The organism is Rhizobacter sp. P2_G4, from assembly GCF_056403575.1.
On the sequence record NZ_JBFUFG010000002.1, the window covers coordinates 660,838 to 677,890 of the forward strand.

At 66.9% G+C, this 17,053-nt stretch carries 15 protein-coding genes and 1 pseudogene; 4 read left to right on the forward strand and 12 right to left on the reverse strand.

Annotated features, from left to right (window positions below; all coding sequences use genetic code 11):
- Window positions 1–90 precede the first annotated feature (90 nt).
- From AC1DYS_RS09525 to AC1DYS_RS09555, 7 genes are all read right to left on the reverse strand, one after another.
- Complete coding sequence (locus tag AC1DYS_RS09525) at window positions 91–1,269, reverse strand: MFS transporter (RefSeq protein ID WP_477899604.1); 1,179 nt, start codon at window positions 1,267–1,269, stop codon at window positions 91–93.
- Between the two features lie 59 nt (window positions 1,270–1,328).
- Window positions 1,329–1,787 carry a YybH family protein gene (locus AC1DYS_RS09530; RefSeq protein WP_477898345.1) on the reverse strand — a complete coding sequence of 153 codons (459 nt, stop codon included), beginning with the start codon at window positions 1,785–1,787 and terminating at the stop codon, window positions 1,329–1,331.
- 709 nt (window positions 1,788–2,496) lie between these two features.
- Window positions 2,497–3,126 carry a pseudouridine synthase gene (locus tag AC1DYS_RS09535; RefSeq protein WP_477898347.1) on the reverse strand — a complete coding sequence of 210 codons (630 nt, stop codon included), beginning with the start codon at window positions 3,124–3,126 and terminating at the stop codon, window positions 2,497–2,499.
- Window positions 3,126–4,292, reverse strand: coding sequence for a toxin-antitoxin system YwqK family antitoxin (locus tag AC1DYS_RS09540; RefSeq protein ID WP_477898349.1), 1,167 nt, complete (start codon window positions 4,290–4,292; stop codon window positions 3,126–3,128). Before AC1DYS_RS09540 ends, AC1DYS_RS09535 begins: the two co-directional genes overlap by 1 nt.
- A 38-nt stretch (window positions 4,293–4,330) precedes the next feature.
- Window positions 4,331–5,770, reverse strand: a complete 1,440-nt coding sequence (locus AC1DYS_RS09545) for a cytochrome P450 (protein WP_477898351.1) — start codon at window positions 5,768–5,770, stop codon at window positions 4,331–4,333.
- A 121-nt stretch (window positions 5,771–5,891) separates the two neighbouring features.
- Complete coding sequence (locus AC1DYS_RS09550; protein ID WP_047485090.1) at window positions 5,892–6,077, reverse strand: hypothetical protein; 186 nt, start codon at window positions 6,075–6,077, stop codon at window positions 5,892–5,894.
- Between the two features lie 159 nt (window positions 6,078–6,236).
- Complete coding sequence (locus AC1DYS_RS09555) at window positions 6,237–7,931, reverse strand: serine/threonine protein kinase (protein WP_477898353.1); 1,695 nt, start codon at window positions 7,929–7,931, stop codon at window positions 6,237–6,239.
- 444 nt (window positions 7,932–8,375) lie between these two features.
- On the opposite strand from AC1DYS_RS09555, the gene AC1DYS_RS09560 reads away from it, so the two are divergent.
- Both AC1DYS_RS09560 and AC1DYS_RS09565 read left to right on the forward strand, forming a co-directional pair.
- Window positions 8,376–8,675: a flagellar basal body rod protein FlgC gene (locus AC1DYS_RS09560; RefSeq protein WP_477898355.1), complete on the forward strand. Its 300-nt coding sequence runs from the start codon at window positions 8,376–8,378 to the stop codon at window positions 8,673–8,675.
- 100 nt (window positions 8,676–8,775) lie between these two features.
- Complete coding sequence (locus tag AC1DYS_RS09565; RefSeq protein ID WP_477898357.1) at window positions 8,776–9,693, forward strand: DUF808 domain-containing protein; 918 nt, start codon at window positions 8,776–8,778, stop codon at window positions 9,691–9,693.
- Here the strand turns inward: AC1DYS_RS09565 and AC1DYS_RS09570 are convergent.
- The gene (locus AC1DYS_RS09570) at window positions 9,690–11,975 is read right to left on the reverse strand and encodes a penicillin-binding protein 1A (protein ID WP_477898359.1); all 2,286 of its coding nucleotides are present in this window, start codon (window positions 11,973–11,975) and stop codon (window positions 9,690–9,692) included. The two genes, AC1DYS_RS09565 and AC1DYS_RS09570, sit on opposite strands and share 4 nt — an antisense overlap.
- Before the next feature lie 72 nt (window positions 11,976–12,047).
- Here AC1DYS_RS09570 and AC1DYS_RS09575 point away from each other — a divergent pair, with 72 nt between their 5' ends.
- Both AC1DYS_RS09575 and AC1DYS_RS09580 read left to right on the forward strand, forming a co-directional pair.
- Window positions 12,048–13,943, forward strand: coding sequence for an ABC transporter ATP-binding protein (locus AC1DYS_RS09575; protein ID WP_477898361.1), 1,896 nt, complete (start codon window positions 12,048–12,050; stop codon window positions 13,941–13,943).
- 20 nt (window positions 13,944–13,963) lie between these two features.
- Window positions 13,964–14,815, forward strand: a pseudogene (locus tag AC1DYS_RS09580) (MFS transporter); the annotation flags it as partial.
- A gap of 123 nt (window positions 14,816–14,938) precedes the next feature.
- On the opposite strand, the gene AC1DYS_RS09585 reads toward AC1DYS_RS09580, so the two are convergent.
- From AC1DYS_RS09585 to AC1DYS_RS09600, 4 genes are read right to left on the reverse strand one after another with little or no spacing between them, the layout of a single operon-like run.
- Window positions 14,939–15,442 carry an FKBP-type peptidyl-prolyl cis-trans isomerase gene (locus tag AC1DYS_RS09585; protein ID WP_477898363.1) on the reverse strand — a complete coding sequence of 168 codons (504 nt, stop codon included), beginning with the start codon at window positions 15,440–15,442 and terminating at the stop codon, window positions 14,939–14,941.
- Window positions 15,443–15,449: 7 nt separating this feature from the next.
- Window positions 15,450–15,998 carry a methylated-DNA--[protein]-cysteine S-methyltransferase gene (locus tag AC1DYS_RS09590; RefSeq protein WP_477898365.1) on the reverse strand — a complete coding sequence of 183 codons (549 nt, stop codon included), beginning with the start codon at window positions 15,996–15,998 and terminating at the stop codon, window positions 15,450–15,452.
- A complete protein-coding gene (locus AC1DYS_RS09595) occupies window positions 15,995–16,441 on the reverse strand; it encodes a hypothetical protein (protein ID WP_477898367.1) in 447 nt (148 codons plus the stop codon). Before AC1DYS_RS09595 ends, AC1DYS_RS09590 begins: the two co-directional genes overlap by 4 nt.
- Window positions 16,442–16,468: 27 nt before the next feature.
- Window positions 16,469–16,969, reverse strand: coding sequence for a DinB family protein (locus tag AC1DYS_RS09600; protein ID WP_477898369.1), 501 nt, complete (start codon window positions 16,967–16,969; stop codon window positions 16,469–16,471).
- Window positions 16,970–17,053: the final 84 nt, after the last annotated feature.

The following is a 17,053-nucleotide window of genomic DNA, read 5'->3' on the forward strand; positions in this document are numbered from 1 at the left end:
GCTTTTTTATGGTTTATGGGTCGGCAGATGGGCGCGAAGTATCTTCGCTGGGTGTGACACCTGCGCTCGTGGAAACCCGCTGCCGCTCCCTCATTGCGGCTCTGTCAGGCGTTCACGCTGTGCCAGCGCGGGGAAGAGTTTCATCCACAACGCGGCCACTGCCAAGGTGCCGATGCCCCCCAACAACACCGAGCCCACCGGCCCGAGCATCGCGGCCGTCGCGCCCGACTCGAATTCGCCCAGCTGGTTGGACGCTCCGATGAAGATCGAATTGACCGCCGACACCCGGCCGCGCATGGCGTCGGGAGTCTCAAGTTGCACCAGCGACTGGCGGATCACCACGCTCACCATGTCGGCCATGCCGCTCACGCACAGCGCGGCGAGCGAGAGCAGGAACACCGTCGACACCGCGAACACCAGCGTGGCCACGCCATAGACGGCCACCGCCGCGAACATCACCTTGCCCACGCGGCGCGTGATGGCCCAGCGCGTGAGCGCCGCCGACATGCACAGCGCCCCGATGGCTGGCGCGCCGCGCAGCAAGCCCAGGCCCCAGGGGCCCACATGCAGCACGTCTTTCGCGTACATCGGCAGCAGCGCCGTGGCACCACCCAGCAGCACTGCGAACAGGTCGAGCGAGATGGCACCCAGCACAACCGGTCGCTGCCAGATGAACCGGACGCCGGCCAAGACCGTGTCGATCGTCACTGGCTCCTTGGGCGGCGGCACGTGAGGATGGCCGATGCGCATGAAGAGCCCGCCCGCCGTCACGAAGCAGGCAGTGCACACCGCATAGACGACATTCGCACCTGCCACATAGATGAAGCCACCCAGCGCCGGCCCGCCGATGATGGCGGACTGCATGCCCATCGAACTGAAGGCCAGTGCGCGCGGCAGCATGGCCGCCGGCACCAGCGAGGGCACCAGCGCCTGCTGCGCCGGCATCTGGAAGGCCTTGGCGCCACCCAGCGCGAGCGACAGCGCCAGCAGCAAGCCACGGCTCGCCCAGTGGCCGTGCGTGGCCACCATCAGCAGCAATGCGATGGCGGCCTGCGAGACCATCACCAACGCAAGGATGCGGGTGCGGTCGTAGCGGTCCGCCACGTGGCCAGCCACCAGCGTGAGTAGCAGCGCAGGCAGAAACTGCAGCAGGCCGACGAGACCCAGGTCCCAGGCGCTGCCCGTGAGCTCATACATCTGCCAGCCCACGGCCACCATCAGCATCTGGTTGCCGGTGGTGGCCGCCAGGCGGGCGTACCAGAAACGCATGAAGGCCCGCAGGCCGAAAAGGTGGGCGACGCGCACGGGCGCCGCCGGAGCAGTGTCGTTCAGGGGCAATTGCAGCCCTTGTCGAAGATGATGCGCCACACACCCGGCGCTTCGCGGCGCCAGATCGAGGTGAAGCTCGCGACGGGTTTGCCGTTCTCGTCGAACACCGGGCCGCTGCTCAGGGCGAGGCTGCCATCGTCGATCACCTCGACCTTCTCGGGCTTCCAGGAGAAGGGGGCCTGCGGCTTGTCGTAGAAGCCTTTCCAGGCCTCAGCGACGGTGGCTTTTCCGCGCAGGGTCTTCGTGCTGGAGAAGAAGATGGTGTCATCCGCGAGGAAGCGCGTGAAGGCCGCATGGTCGCGGTCGGCCATGGTTTTGGCGAAGGCAGTTTCGGTGTCGGTGACCTGGCGCTGGAGGGTAGCGCGGTCTGGTGTTTGTGTGGTGCTGCAGGCGCTCAGCAGTGCGAGGGTTGCGCTGAGTGCCAGTGGTTCAGCTCGGCGCAAGAGTTTGGTGAGCATGGTGGGGGCCGTTTTTGTGGTGCGCGGGGATTGATGGTAGGGGAAGGTCACGGCCCGCTCAGGCTGAGGGATCGAAGCCCCGTGCCGCTGTTCGCGTGATGCTTCCGTTCACTGCATGAGGCCGTTGCCGGGATGTCGCCCCGGCGGGCGACCTTCTTTCTTTGCTTCGCCAAAGAAAGAAGGCAAAGAAAGGCGACCCCGACGGGGGCGGTCCGGCTAGGGCCGGACTGCTCTGCGGTGCTCGGTGTATGGGGCCTCGCGCCGAACTCGCTACGCGGCCTGCGGCCGCTGCGCTCAGACAGCCGCGCGAAGTCAGTTGACGAAGCGTGCTGCGCACGCGGCCCCAAACCCCTGCGCTCCTCGACGCCCCCCACGGGGCCCGAAGAGCAATACGGTCGTTTGCTGCGCAAACATTCCCTGTCCCAGCWCGCTGCGCATCGTCCTTCGTGGCGATGCGAAGCGAGCCGAGGGGTGGGGTACGTTGAACAGGTGTGCCGTGCGGAGAGCCAGCACAGTGGTGACAAGTCGCGTCCTGTAGCCACGCAGCTGTGACAAGTCGGCTGGTGTTCGGCGCCTTTGCTTTGGTGACTTTCATTTGGCGCGACAAATGAAAGTTACTCGCCTGCCGGGGCGACCACCCGGCGCACCCGCCGGTAGGCAGAAGAAATACACAACGCGTCAGCGTGCACAAGCTAAGAAGGTGACAAAACTAGAACGGCACTTCGCTCTCAAACCGAAGAACCGTCCCAGCGACGGGATGCACAAACGACAAAACCCGCGCATGCAACAACAAGCGAGCAGACCGCGCCAACACCGCCGGAGGCGCATACAACGCATCTCCCAGGATCGGATGCCCAATCGCCAACATGTGCACCCGCAGCTGATGCGATCTCCCCGTCAACGGCTCCAGCTCCACGCGCGAATCACCACCCACACGCTGAATCACCCGATACCGCGTCACCGACGGCTTGCCCTCGTCGAAGTCCACCTTCTGCAACGGCCGATTCGGCCAATCGGTGATGAGAGGCAACTCGATCACACCGGCATCGTCGGCAACCGACCCCGCCACCACCGCCACATACCGCTTCTCCACCTCGCGCTGAGCAAACGCGTCGCTGAGCCGCCGTTGCGCCGCCTTGCCGCGGGCGAACAGCAGCAAACCCGAGGTCGCCATGTCGAGCCGATGCACGACAAGCGCGTCGGGAATTTCGGCCTGCACGCGCGTCGCCATGCAGTCCTGCAGATCGGCGCCGCGGCCTGGGACTGACAGCATTCCGGCCGGCTTGTTCACGACGAGCAGGGTGTCGTCGATGAACAGCAGCACGAATCCGGGTGCCATCAACGCGCCTGAAAGGCCTTGCGCGAACCGTCTTCGAACAATTCGTCGTCGCGCTTGACCTGGCCTGCCTCGTCGAGTTCGCGCTCGCGTGTGACGCGTCCCTTGGCGTCGTGGTAGCGCTCCAGGCGCAAGCGGCCGTCGCTGTCGTAGCTCTTGTGCACGCCGCTGGCTTGGCTGTTGTAGCGGCCCGAGACGAGCCACAGGCCCTCGGATGAGACGCGCCCGTTGTCGTGGAAGTAGGTCTCGCGGCGCGTGGGCTGGCCGTCGGCGTTGGCGTACTCCTGCTTCTCCTTCAGCTGCCCGTTGAAGTACCAGCGTTGCTCGAGTCGCAGCTCGCTGTCGCGCTCGTTGACCGCCCACTGCCGTTCGCGCACGAGGGTGCCGCTCTCGTGGTATTCGCGGTCCAGCGTGGTGATACGGCGGGTGCGGCCGTCGGTGACGACGTTGACCCACTGGCGCTCGCTGCGTTTCACGCCGCTCTCGGAGAACGTGCGTTCCGTGCCGCTGCGGGCGTCGCTGTCGACTTGCTCTCGCGGCTTGCCATTGCTCCACAGGGTTTCGCTTTGCCGCAGCTCGCCGCGCTCGAACGCGAGCGTGCCGCGCGTGCTGCCGTTCTCTGCGTACAGCGTGACCTTGCTCGTGCCGCCGCGGTGGCCGCACCAGGTGCCGTCGTTGGCGTCCGGCGCGAGCTGTGGCTGTGCGGCGCAGCGCAAGTTGGCGAGCTTGCCTTGCCGTGTGAACTCGGCCACCGCCTGCTCTCGGCCGTCTTCGCCGTAGAAGGTCAGCCGCTGGGGTTCGCCGTTCTCGTGCCAGCGGCGCGACAAGCCCACCGTGCTGCCGTTGCGGTAGGTTTGTTCGCTCGTCAACTGCTTGCCGGTGAACTCGCGGGCGATGCCGTCGCGGTTCCCGCGTTCGTTGACGCTGTGTTCGCTCTTTAGCACGCCGCCCTGGTAGTAGCGCACGATGCCCATGAAGACGCCGTTCTTCAGCTCCTGTTCGCGCACCACCGGCCCGTCGGCGCCTTCGCGGCAACGCATCAGGCCGGTCTTGCCGGCGGTCATGTTGCCGTTTGCTGGATTGATGAATTGGCCGTCGAGCTCGCACACCTGGATGGCGTGGACGGGCACCGCGCAGAGCGCCAGCAAGGGGAGAAGGAGGAATCGCATGCCCGGCATGCTATCCAACAAACCCCGGCGCGCCAGGCTCAGGCGGCGCGTTCCCTCAGGCGCAGGTTCAGGCCCACCGGACCCATCGAAAACGCCATGTGCTCACGCGGCTCGTTGCCATCGGCGGTAAGCACGCTCTCGATCTCGAAGCTGCCCAGCAGCATGGCCATCGCCATCTTGATTTCGAGCAGCGCAAGGTAGCGACCAGGGCACACGCGCGGGCCGGCGCCGAAGGGCATGGCCACGCGCTTGGGCGAGCCAGCGTGTTGCGAGGCATCAGCGGGCTCGAGCCAGCGCTCGGGCTCGAACGCAGCCGCGTTGGGAAAGTACGCATCGGCAATGCTGTCGTGCCGCATCACGCACCACACGAGGCTCTTGGCCGGCACGTGCACGTCGGCCAGCGTGGTGTCACGCAAGGCCTCGAGCGGCAGGAAGGGGCCGACCGGCTTGAGCCGCATGGTCTCGGAGGCGCAGGCCTCCAGGTAGTCGAGCGAGGCCATCTGCTCCGGCGTGAAGGCGGCCGGATCGGGGGCGATGCGCAGCACTTCGTCGGTTGCGCGCTGCAGCGCCTTTGGGTTGCGCTGCAGGAGGTAAACCATCCACGCGAGCGTGTTGGCGGTGGTGTCTTCGCCAGCCAGCAGCATGGTGAGCACGTTGCCGGCGACCTGCGCGTCGGTCACGCCGCTGTCGCCGAGATCGGCCGCGGCGATCATGCCTTCGAGCAGGTTGGTCGGGTGTTCGCGCAGCGCCGGGTTGGCGTGCATGCGCTGCCGCGTGTTGGTGATGAAGCCTTCGATGGCTTGCTTGATCGCGACCACGCTGCGGTCTAGCGCGCGGTCTGCCGGCAGGCGCAGGTAGCGCCAGTAGGGGAAAGGCGAGAAGATGCGCCGGAACATCGCCGGGAAGATCTTGTCCAGGTGCTGCTGGATCACCTCTTCGTCGGACTCGAGCGTGTTCATGTCGGTGCCGAACGCGAGGCCGGCCACACCGTCCACCGTGTAGCGCATCAGGTCGGCCTGCAGCGCGATGGTGCTGCCGCGGCGCGCGGCCTGCAGCCAGCGCTTGCGCAGGCGCTGCGACACCTTCAGCAGCGAAGGGAAGTACGAGCGAACATGGCCCGGCGCAAAGCTCGCCATCACCATGCGGCGCTGGTCTCGCCAGGCTTGGCCTTCGGAGCTGAAGAGCCCCGGCGTGAAGCCCATTTCCTGGCCGATTTCAGACGAGCGCACGGTGCGCCGGAACCCGTCGGGCCGGTCTTTCAACACGCTTGCAATCAGCTCATGGTCGGTGATGCCGAACACGTCTTGCTTGCCCAGCCGGAAGCGGAACAAGGGCCCGTATTCGCGGCCCCATTGCTCCACGCCGAGGTGAACGCGGTTCAGCTGCAGCTGCAGCAAATTTCCCAGGATGGGAATGCCGCGCGGCCCGGGCAGGTCGGCGATCTGGCGCAGCGCGACAGGGGCTGTGGTCGAGGTCATGGTGTGCCTGGAAGTGCACACCATTCTGCGGCCTCCGGAGCGCGGCCAGATCTCATGCAAGCTGGCGCACGACGCGAGTCATGCGCTCGGGGCGGCCGGGTGGCCGTCCCAGGACGCGCGCTCAGCGCCTCCAGTAGGGCTCGCGGTACTCACGTGGCGGGGGTGGCGGGTAGCCATAACCTGGCGTGACCACCACGGCGCGGGGGCGGTAGCCCGGCACCGGCAGCACCACGCAGGCGCTCAACAATTGCGTACCCACCACGACACCTAGCACGGCAAGGATTCGGCGTTTCGAGGACTTGTTCATCGTCTTGACTCCTGAGCGCCGAGAGATGGCGCCCTGAGTCTGTCAACGGCCGCGCGCCGGGGGTTGTTGACGTGTTTACGTTGCTGTCAGGTAAAGCCGGCGAGCTTGCATCCCGCGATGTGAGACGGGTAAAGAGCGCCCGTGCACATCAGGGCGAGATCAGTTGATTTCGCCTTGCCGCTTGAGGACCAGGCATTGCGCGTGCTGTGCGAATTTGGGTCGGTTGCACTGCGTCTGCATGCAATACAGCAGCGAAAAATTGGATCGCGGGCCGCAGACGGCGCGGGGGTTGTCGGGCTCGGCCGGGACCACAGGGACAGGGGCCTTCGCCACTTTTCGCGGCGGAGCAGGCTCAGGCGCCGGGGCCGGTTTGGGTGCGGGAGTGGCGGCCACGGGGGCCTCGGTCACTGGGGGTGTGGTTTCCGGCGGCGTGGGGGCCGGCGCTGCGGTAGTTGGCGCAACCGGAGCCGGCGCGGCAGCCGTTTCGCTGGCAGCGGCCGACGGAGCCTCCGTCTGGAGCGCCACGGCGCTGGCAGGAACTGGGACAGGTGATGGCTCGATCGCGTCGGCAACTGCCGATGCCGGGGCGTCCACCGGTGCAGGCACCGGGCTGGCCGGTGCGGCCGCCGCTGCGTTGGTGGGTGGCGCCTCGGTGGCCGTGCGCGATGCCGGCGGATGCATCTGCTGCGTCCACCACCAGCCGCCTACGCCCGCGAGCGCGATGGTGCACAGGGCGGCAATCCACAGCGGCGCACGGCTCCGGCGGGGCGGAACCTGGACCGACCGCTCGGGCATGACCCAGTCGCCAGGCATCTGCGACGCCTGGAACACCGAGTCGCCGCGCGGGATGAACGCCGAGGGCGTGCCCAGCGGGTCGGGCAGCGGGGAGACGACGACATTGGGCGGCCGGTCGAGCGAGAGCATGAAATCGGCGGCATTGCGCGGCCGGTCGCGCGGCTTGACCGACAGCGCCTTGTCGATGCCAGCCAGGAACGCTTCGCTGTAGTGCAGGCCGAGAAACAGCTTCTGCAGCGTGCGCATGGTTTCGGCGAGCGGGCGCTGCGGATCGTTGATGGAGCGCACGGTGGCCAGCGCAGGCACCTGCCGCGTGATGGCGAAATGCAGCACCGCCGCCAGGGCGTACAGGTCGGTCCACGGGCCCTGCGACAAGGTGGCCGACTGCGGGTATTGCTCGATGGCTGCGTAGGCGGGGTTCAGCCGCGAGGTGAGCGACACGGTCTTGTCGCCGATCACCCGGTTGGAGGCGCTGAAGTCGAGCAGCACCGGGCGGCCGTCTTCGAGGATGAAGATGTTGTCTGGCGTGATGTTGCGGTGGTAGCACTGCACGCTGTGCAGCACGTTGAGCCCGCTCAGCAGCGGCGCGAGCAGGGCGCGCAGCCACGCTTCGTCGGGCGGGCGCGGCATGGCCTTCAGCGTGGCGGCGAGTGTCTGCCCGGCGTAGTAGGGCATCACCATGTAGGCGGTGTTGTTCTCTTCCCAGAAGCTGTGAACCCGCGCGATGGACGGGTGGTCCAGGCGGGTGAGCAGGTTGCCTTCGCTGAGAAAGTCCGCCAGGCCGTTGGCATACGCATCGGTGTCGGCTCCGGCCTTGAGCACCACGTCTGTGTGACCGCGGCGCTCGGCCAGCGCGAACGGCAGGTACTCCTTGATCGCCATCTGACGCTGCAACGACGAGTCGAGCACCAGGTAGACGATGCTGTAGCGGCCACGACCCACCACGTCGATGATCTGGTAGCCCCCCAGGCGCGTGCCGGAAGGCAATGCGTCGCGCGATGCGGTGTCGAACTGCTGCTGTGTGGACGGTCCGAAATCGGTGGATTGAACTGGGGGCATTGTGGGGAAGGTGTCTCGAGAAATCGGCTTCAGAGGGGGCGTACCGGCCCTCGCTGAGTTATAGAGCAAAAGAACGGGATTGCCGAATGGCAACGAGGCGCCGGTGCCACAAAGCCTGAGATGAGCACGCTCCGTGCCGGGTTCCGCGCGGTCATCCCTCAGTCAGGTGGTGGAGGATGGGCGGGCGCTTGCTTTCCGGCAGGGTTCGCTCGGCCGTATCGCGTTGCAACAATCAGCATGCCAAGCCGATGCAGGAACCTTTTGCAAACCTTTTTTCCTGCAGACACGCACACGCCCGGGTTCAAAGAGTGAACCGCCGGCTGCTTCCTCGGCGGGAGTGAAGCGCCGGCCCCGACCCGGACTGCGACCTGGCGGAATTTTTCGCACTCGGTTGAAAAAGGCCTCAAGTGCCCCGCTTTTCGGTCGATAGCTTGGCGAAGCACCATGAAATCCATCACCGCCATCGCCAATTCGGGAATGAACGCCGCCTTGCTCACCGCGAGCGTGTCGGCGAACAACATCGCCAACGCGGTGGTGCCCGTCTATCGGCGGCAGCAGGTGATCCATGAAACCCAGGCGGGCGGCGGCGTGTCTGCCAGCGTGGCACAGGCCGAAGCGAGCGGCAGCGACCTGGCGACCGACATCGTCCAGCAGCGGGTGGCGCTCTACAGCTTCAAGGCCAACCTGCGCAGCGTGCAGATCGAGAAAGAGATGCTCGGCACGCTGTTCGACGAAAAGGCCTGAGAGCCTGAGCGGGCGCCGCAGGGCGCGGGATACCATGCCGCCTCCCGAGGCGCGCAACTTGCGTCGGCCGGGCCGTTTCGCAACCTTCCCACCGCACGCCATGGCCACCAGCCTGCTCGCCCTGCTCGACGACATCGCAACCGTGCTCGACGACGTGGCCTTGCTCACCAAGGTCGCAGCCAAGAAAACCACCGGCGTGCTGGGTGACGACCTCGCGCTGAACGCACAGCAGGTCTCCGGTGTGAGCGCCGACCGCGAGCTGCCCGTCGTGTGGGCGGTGGCCAAGGGTTCGGCGATGAACAAGGCGATCCTGGTGCCGGCGGCGCTGGCGATCAGCGCCTTCGTGCCCTGGGCAGTGACGCCGCTGCTGATGATCGGGGGCCTGTTCCTCTGCTTCGAAGGCTTCGAGAAGCTCGGGCACAAGCTGATGCACAGCCGCGACGAAGATGGCGCCCACCATGCCGAGTTGACCCAGGCGCTGGCCAACCCGTCCATTGACCTCGTGGCGTTCGAGAAAGACAAGATCAAGGGCGCCGTGCGCACCGATTTCATCCTCTCGGCCGAGATCATCGCGATCACGCTGGGCACGGTCAGCAGCAGCCCGTTCGTGACCCAGCTGGTGGTGCTTGCCGGCATCGCCGTCATCATGACGATCGGCGTCTACGGCGTAGTGGCCGGCATCGTGAAGCTCGACGACCTGGGCCTCTACCTCAGCCGCAAGCCCGGTTGGCGTGCGCCGGTGGGCGAGGCGATCCTGAAGGCCGCGCCCTACCTGATGAAGGGCCTGACGATCGCCGGCACGGCGGCCATGTTCCTGGTGGGCGGCGGCATCCTCACGCATGGCGTGCCGGCCCTGCACCACGCGATCGAAGAGATGGCCCACCGCGTGGGCGGCTTGTTCGGCGCCTTGGTGCCCACGCTGCTGGATGCGCTCACCGGTGTCGTGGCGGGTGCGCTGACGCTGGTGGTGGTGACGCTGGCGCAGAAGCTCTGGGCCCAGCGCAAGGCAATCGCCTAAGGCTTGACGGGCTCCGTGCTCACGGGCGCTGCAACCGGAGCTTCGTCTTCGAAGCCGATGCGGGTGCGCTGGCCGCCAGCAGCCCATTCGCTGTACAGCCACTCTCCGTCGACCTGCACGATCCCCTCGGGCGCCTGGGGCTCCTGCACCGGCACGCCTTGCAGCGCCTGGCGCATGTAGTCGATCCAGATCGGCAGCGAGAGGCCGCCGCCTGATTCGCGCGCTCCCAGGCTGCGCGGGGTGTCGTAACCCATCCACACCACGGTGGCGAGGCTGGGCTGGAAGCCGGCGAACCATGCGTCGACGGCTTCGTTGGTGGTGCCCGTCTTGCCGTAGATGTCGGGGCGCTTGAGTTGCGCCTGGGCACGCGCCGCCGTGCCGCTGCGCGTGACCTCCTGCAGCAGGCTGTCCGTAAGCCAGACGTTGCGTGCCGGCACCACGCGTTCGGCTTCGGTCTGTTGCTGCGGCGGCGCTTCGAAGAGCGTGGCGCCTTGCGCGTCAGAGATGCGTTCGATCACGACCGGCTGCACGCGGTAGCCGCCGTTCGCCAATACCGCGTACGCGCCGGCCAGCTGCAGCGGCGTGGTCGCGCCGGAGCCCAGCGCCAAGGTGAGGTCGGCCGGGTGGCGGGCGGGCTCAAAGCCGAACTGGCTGGCCCACTGGCGCGCGGTATCGGGCCCGAGCATCTGTACCAGGCGGATCGTCACCAGGTTCTTTGACCGGGCCAGCGCTTCGCGCAGCGTCAGCGCTCCGTCGTACTGGTCGTCGGAGTTCTTCGGGTCCCACGCGGGCGGAGCGCCATTGGCATCGGGCGGCAGCGGCGCGTCGTTGATGAGCGTGTTCGGCATCACGCCGTTTTCGAGCGCGGCCGAGTACAGAAACGGCTTGAAGCTGGAACCCGGCTGGCGCCAGGCCTGCGTCACGTGGTTGAACTGGTTGCGGCCGAAGTCGAAGCCACCGACCAGCGCCCGCACGCGACCGGCGCGCGGGTCGATTGCCACCAGCGCGCCTTGCACTTCTGGCCACTGGCTGATGGACCAGCGCTTGCCGTCTTGCACCACGCGAATCACCGAGCCGCGGTCGATGCGCAGCGCCGCCTTGGCCCGCTTCGACAGGGCCGATTGCGCCGGCCGCAGGCCTTCGCCGGTGATGCGCAGCACCTCACCATTGGCCAGCGTGGCAACCACGGCCTGGGGGCTGGCTTCGCTGACGAGTGCAACGCGCAAGTCGTCGTCATCGGGGTGGTCGGCCAGCAGCTGCGCGACGGCGGGGTCGTCGGCGGCAAGCCCGTCGGGCAGGTCTTCTTCGTCTTCCGGGCCGCGGTAGGGCTGGCGGCGCTCGTAGTCGAGCACGCCCTTGCGCAGCGCGCGGTAGGCGGCGACCTGGTCGGCCGCGCGCAGCGAGGTCTGCACCTTCAGGCCGCGGCTGTAGGCTTCTTCGCCGTACTGCGCGTGCACCGTCTGGCGAACCATCTCAGCCACGTACTCGGCGTGCACGGTGTTCTCGTTGCGGCGCTGCACGTGCAGCGGTTCGGCCTTGGCCTTCTCGAACTGGGCCGTGGTGATGGCCTGCGTGGCGCGCATGCGCTCGAGCACCAGCAGTTGGCGCTTGCGGGCGCGCTCGGGGTCGATCACCGGGTTGGCGTAGCGCGGGTTCTGCGGCAGGCCGGCCAGCATCGCGCTCTCGGCCACCGACAGCTGAGTCAGCGGCTTGCCGAAATACGACTGCGAGGCCGCTTCAAATCCATACGCGCGCTGCCCCAGGTAGATCTGGTTCATGTAGAGCTCGAGGATCTGATCCTTGCTCAGGTGGCGCTCGATCTTGAGTGCCAGCAGCGCTTCGCGCACTTTGCGTGTGTAGGACTTGCGGGACGTCAGGTAGAAGGTGCGAGCCACCTGCTGCGTGATGGTCGAGCCACCTTGGCTGCGGGCGCCGCGCCACAGGTTGGCGAGCACGGCGCGCAGTGTTCCCTTGATGCTGATGCCGGGGTGATCGCGAAAGCCCGAGTCTTCGATCGCGAGCACCGCGTCCTGAATCATCTTGGGCGTGTGGGAGATCGGCAGGTAATAGCGGCGCTCGCTGCCGAATTCGCCGATCTCGACGCCATCGCGCGTGAACACGCGCAGGGGCTGCCGCGGCTTGTAGTCGGTCAGCAGGCCGATGTCGGGCAGCTGCTCGTACAACACGGCGATGGTGATGGCCACGCAAACCGAGCACAGCACGGCCACGCCGGCAACAGCCAGCAGAGCGCGGTGGAGAGTGGAGGTGGGCAGACGCATCATTCGAACGAGGGGCATTATCCCGAAGACGCATCCGTTAACCTTGCGGGCTGCAACCCAAACCAAGGGGCTTTCTTGTTCCGATTTTTCGAAGGGCTGGTGCATCCGTTTCCAGCCGCTGAGCCGACACAGCCACCCAGGTCATTCCTCGCCTTCCTGTGGGCCGGCACGCGCGGTTTGCGCAGCTATCTCGTGGCCATGACCTTGCTGTCGGCAGGCATCGGCGCGTTCGAGGCGTGGCTGTTCAGCATGATGGGCCGCATCGTCGACTGGCTGGCCAAGGTGGCGCCTTCACAGCTGTGGGCGCAGGAGCGCACCTCGCTGTTGTGGCTGCTTGCGTTGCTGGTGGCGAGCATCGTGATGGTCGGCCTGCAGACCTCGCTGAAGCACCTTTCGCTGGGCGGCAACTTCCCGATGCTGCTGCGCTGGAACTTCCATCGCCTGATGCTCAGCCAGAGCATGAGCTTCTACCAGGACGAGTTCGCTGGCCGTGTGGCGGCCAAGGTCATGCAGACGGCATTGGCCGTGCGCGATGCGTGGTTCATCGTTGCCGACCTGGCGGTCTTCGTCGTCATCTACTTCGTCACGCTGCTGGCGGTGCTGGGCGGCTTTGCCTTGTGGATGCTGCTGCCGGTTCTGGGCTGGCTGGTGCTCTACGCCGGCGCGCTGTATTACTTCGTGCCGCGCATGGGCGCGGTGGCGCAACAGCAGGCCGATGCGCGCTCACTGATGACGGGTCGCATCACCGACGCCTACACCAACATCGCCACCGTCAAGCTCTTCTCTCACGCCGGACGCGAGGCGGGCTACGCACGCAGCGCGATGGAAGAGTTTCTCGTCACGGTGCGCACGCAGATGCGCCTGGTCACGGTTTTCGAAACGGTGAACCACGTGCTGTCGGTGATGCTGATCATCAGCACCACGGGAGCGTCGCTGTGGCTGTGGACGCAAGGGCAGGTGGGCGTGGGCGCCGTGGCGGCCGCCACGGCCATGGCCTTGCGGCTGAACGGCATTTCGCACTGGATGATGTGGGAGATGGCCTCGCTGTTCGAGCACATCGGTACCGTGCAGGACGGCATGACCACGCTGTCGCGCGCGCAGACCGTGCTCGACGAGCCCGATGCCAAGCCGCTCGTCGTGACGCAAGGCGAAGTGAAGTTCGAGCAGGTGGGTTTTGCCTACGGTGCCACCGGGCCCGAAGCCAGCCTCGTCATCGACAGGTTCTCGCTGCACATCCGCCAGGGCGAAAAGATCGGCCTGGTCGGGCGATCGGGTGCGGGCAAGTCGACCATCGTAAACCTGCTGCTGCGCTTTCACGACGTCGCGCAGGGCCGCGTGCTGATCGACGGGCAGGACATCGCACATGTGACGCAGGACAGTCTGCGCGCTCAGATCGGCATGGTCACGCAAGACACCTCGCTGCTGCACCGCTCGGTGCGCGACAACATCCTCTACGGCCGCCCCGATGCGGCGGAAGCCGAGATGGTGGTCGCCGCCAAGCGGGCCGAGGCGCATGATTTCATCCAGGGCCTGGCCGACGCCAAGGGCCGCAAGGGCTACGACGCCCACGTGGGCGAACGCGGCGTCAAGCTCTCGGGCGGCCAGCGTCAGCGCATCGCCATCGCACGGGTGATGCTGAAGGACGCGCCCATCCTGCTGCTCGACGAAGCAACCAGCGCGCTCGACTCCGAGGTCGAGGCCGCGATCCAGGCCAGCCTGTACCGGCTGATGGAAGGCAAGACGGTGGTTGCGATTGCGCACCGCCTGAGCACCATCGCCGCGATGGACCGCCTGGTGGTGCTCGACAAGGGCCGCATCGTCGAAGAAGGCGACCACCGCAGCCTACTCGCGCAGGGTGGCTTGTATGCGCGGCTATGGGCCCACCAGAGCGGCGGGTTCCTCGGCGAAGAGGCCGATGACGACGAGCCACTGGACGCTGCGCCTTCGCAGCCGCGGGCGCTGGTCTCTTAAGGTCGGCGGTGATCGACGTTGTGGCGCCGGGCCTGGCCCGGTTGGGTCGCCCGTTCCGCTCGCTGCTGGCGAGCGACGTGCTGATGCTGCTGTCGATGATGGTGAACCACGTCGTGCTGCCCTGGCGCATCGCCCACCAGGGCGGCGCAGGCCACCTCGCGATCTACGCGGCGACGCTGGCGGCGGTGTCGTTCTTTGCGCTGCCTTTGCTGTCTCCGCTGGGCGACCGCCATTCCAAGCGAACGCTGATGACGGTGGGCCTTGCCGCGATGCTGCTGGAGAGCCTGCTGCAGGCCGGCATGGCGCAGGCGGAGTTCTATCGCATCGAGTGGATCGTCGCGCTGGGCGTGATCGACACGGTGGCCCGGGCGGTGATCATGCCGGTCTCGTTCAGCATCGTTGCCGAGCTCTTGCCGGCCGAGCACCTGACCGAAGGCCTGGGCTACCAGCGGAGTGCGCAGGCGGTGGGCCGGTTGATCGGGCCGGTGGTGGCCGGCGCCATCCTGGCAGCGTCCGGCACAGCGACGGCCTTGTGGGTCAATGCAGCGTTCCTCACGGTGGCGTGTCTGCTCGCGTGGCGCGTGGTGGTGCCGCCGCGCGATGCTTCAGTGCGGTCGGCAGCTCAGTGGATGCACGATCTGCGCGCTGGCCTGGCGGCCAAATGGAAGATCCCGACGGAGCGCGGCTGGACCTTCGTGTCCTTCCTTGTGATGATCTTCTTCGTGCCGGGCATCGGCATGCTGGTGCCGCTGAAGGTGCAGTCGCTGGGCTTGTCGGGCGCATGGCTCGGCGCGTGCGAAGCGGGACTGTCTGTCGGCATGCTCGTCGGGTCGCTCGGCGGCTCGATGTGGGTGGCCAAGCGCGTGGGGCGGTTTCGCGCCAGCACGAGCGCCGGTTCCTCGACATGCCGCACGACGAAGCGGCTGGCTTTTACGCCCGTGAGCACCCGGCGCTGTTCAGCGCGGGCCCCACGTCGTCTTCCATCAAACCCTGAATCAGCGCTTGGCGATGCCCAGCAGTTCCACTTCGAACTGCAGCGTGGCGTTCGGCGGAATCACGCCGCCGCCGGCACCGCGCTCGCCGTAGGCGATAGACGACGGGCAGGTGAGCTTGGCCTTGCCGCCAACCTTCATCTTCTGCACGCCTTCGGTCCAGCACTTGATCACGCCGTTGAGCGGGAACTCGATCGGCTCGCCGCGCTTGTAGGAGCTGTCGAACTCCTTGCCGTCGGGAAAGGTGCCGCGGTAGTGCACTTTCACGGTGTCGGCCGCCGTGGGGCTCGCGCCCTTGCCGTCTTTCAGTGAGCGGTAGACGAGCCCGCTGGGCGTGACCACGGCACCGGCTTCCTTGGCCGCGGCAGAGGCAGCGTCCGCCTGCGCATGGGCCAGCGGCAAGGCGAGGGCGGTGACCGAGGCGAGCGCGACAGTGCGCAGCAAAGTGGTTCTCACTGAATAACTCCGTGGGTTGTTGGCAAAGGCGCTGATGCTACAGCGCCGCATCCTGCGCCTAGAACAGGCTGGGTTCGTTGCCGATCTGCGCCTGCTCGATCAGCAGGATCTTCAGCTTGGTCGTGACGCCGCCGCCGGCCGAGAAGCCACCAGCCTTGCCGCCGGCGGCCAGCACGCGGTGGCAGGGCACGATGACGGCGAACGGGTTGGCACCCAGCGCACGGCCCACGGCGCGGGATGCCGTGACCGGCTCGCCGAGCGCGGTGGCGAGCTCACCGTAGGTGCGCGTGTGCCCCGCCAATATCTGGCGCGATGCTTCGTAGACGCGCCGTTCGAAGGGTGCGATGCCTTCGAAATCGAGCGGCACGTCGCGCAGGTCGACACGCTCGCCGCGCAGCAGCGCGACCACGCGGTCGATCACGTCCTGCACCCACGCCGGCGGCTCGGCCTGCGGCAGGAGCGAGCCACTGCCCGACATGCGGCGCAGCGTGCCGGCATCGCTGGCCTCGGGAAGCTGGAATGCGGTGATCGCGGTCGCGCTCCAGGCGATGCCGCAGCGGCCCACGGCGGTGTCGAACAGCGCGCAAGACGACGACAAGTCGTTCATGGTTTGCCGCTGGGCAGTGACAGGCCGGGGCGTTCGTCGTCCCAGGCCATGGCGCTCATCTTCCAGCCCGAGGGTGTCTTGACGAACTGGGTGGAGATCATGCCGCGTGCTTCGAAGGGTGCGCCCTTCATCGTGCCGTCCTTCGCATAGGCGCTGAAGCGCTGCGCCACGTTGCCGAAGATCTGGGTTGTGGCGCTAAGTTCGGTTTCGCGAAAGCGGGTGAGCTCGCCGCTGCGCACCATGGCCTGGCGTGGCTCGATGAACGCGCGAATGCCCGAAACCTCGGGCGTGGTGCCAGTGTTCTTGATGAGCAGGCCCGACTCGATGAAGAGTGCGTAGATGTTGTCGTAGGGCGGCACGCCATCGGGCTCGAACGACACGGCACGGAAGAACTCGTTGGTCAGGCGATCGAGTTCGGCCTCAATCTCGCGTTCGGTTTGCATGCGTGTCTCCGTCGATTCAGATGCGCCTCACACACCCACGCGTGACGCCTCGATCTTGCCGAGCAGCCACTGCAGGCCGGCCAGGTGCTGCTGGTCGTGGCTGCACAGGTAGTGCACCAGGCTGCGCATCGACAACGGGCCGTAGCCCTCGAAGACGGCGCTGCGGTCGAGTTGCGCTTCGGTGAGGCCGGCGATCAGGGCCACCGTCTTCTTTCGGGCTTCGCGAAACGTGGCCATGGCCTCGTCAGCATTGGCCTGGTCGTAGGCGCGCTCCTTCGCCAATGCATCGGTGTCGATGGATGCCAGCGTGGGGTGGTGCTCAGTGAGCGTGCGCTGAAAGCGCAGGTGGTAGCCGTCGATCTCGATGTCGCGCACATGGCAGACCTGTTCGATGGCGGTCAGCGCTTCACTGGGAACTCCTTCCCACGACGGCGGTGCCCAGTGCTTGAACTCAGCGGGAATGGCCGCGTAGTGCGCCTGCAGTCGCTGCGGGAAGGCCTCGAGGGCTTGAAGGGTGACGGGGTTCATGTCTGGGCGCCGACGGCGGTGGCATGGGCAAGACCATTGGACCGGCGAGCATAAGACCTTCGCGACGGAATGGTTGTGTTGCCT

Coding starts and splice junctions, on each gene's coding strand:
- AC1DYS_RS09525 (WP_477899604.1), bottom strand. CDS start 1,269: ATGCGTTTCTGGTACGCCCGCCTGGCGGCCACCACCGGCAACCAGATG.
- AC1DYS_RS09530 (WP_477898345.1), bottom strand. CDS start 1,787: ATGCTCACCAAACTCTTGCGCCGAGCTGAACCACTGGCACTCAGCGCA.
- AC1DYS_RS09535 (WP_477898347.1), bottom strand. CDS start 3,126: ATGGCACCCGGATTCGTGCTGCTGTTCATCGACGACACCCTGCTCGTC.
- AC1DYS_RS09540 (WP_477898349.1), bottom strand. CDS start 4,292: ATGCGATTCCTCCTTCTCCCCTTGCTGGCGCTCTGCGCGGTGCCCGTC.
- AC1DYS_RS09545 (WP_477898351.1), bottom strand. CDS start 5,770: ATGACCTCGACCACAGCCCCTGTCGCGCTGCGCCAGATCGCCGACCTG.
- AC1DYS_RS09550 (WP_047485090.1), bottom strand. CDS start 6,077: ATGAACAAGTCCTCGAAACGCCGAATCCTTGCCGTGCTAGGTGTCGTG.
- AC1DYS_RS09555 (WP_477898353.1), bottom strand. CDS start 7,931: ATGCCCCCAGTTCAATCCACCGATTTCGGACCGTCCACACAGCAGCAG.
- AC1DYS_RS09560 (WP_477898355.1), top strand. CDS start 8,376: ATGAAATCCATCACCGCCATCGCCAATTCGGGAATGAACGCCGCCTTG.
- AC1DYS_RS09565 (WP_477898357.1), top strand. CDS start 8,776: ATGGCCACCAGCCTGCTCGCCCTGCTCGACGACATCGCAACCGTGCTC.
- AC1DYS_RS09570 (WP_477898359.1), bottom strand. CDS start 11,975: ATGATGCGTCTGCCCACCTCCACTCTCCACCGCGCTCTGCTGGCTGTT.
- AC1DYS_RS09585 (WP_477898363.1), bottom strand. CDS start 15,442: ATGCGGCGCTGTAGCATCAGCGCCTTTGCCAACAACCCACGGAGTTAT.
- AC1DYS_RS09590 (WP_477898365.1), bottom strand. CDS start 15,998: ATGAACGACTTGTCGTCGTCTTGCGCGCTGTTCGACACCGCCGTGGGC.
- AC1DYS_RS09595 (WP_477898367.1), bottom strand. CDS start 16,441: ATGCAAACCGAACGCGAGATTGAGGCCGAACTCGATCGCCTGACCAAC.
- AC1DYS_RS09600 (WP_477898369.1), bottom strand. CDS start 16,969: ATGAACCCCGTCACCCTTCAAGCCCTCGAGGCCTTCCCGCAGCGACTG.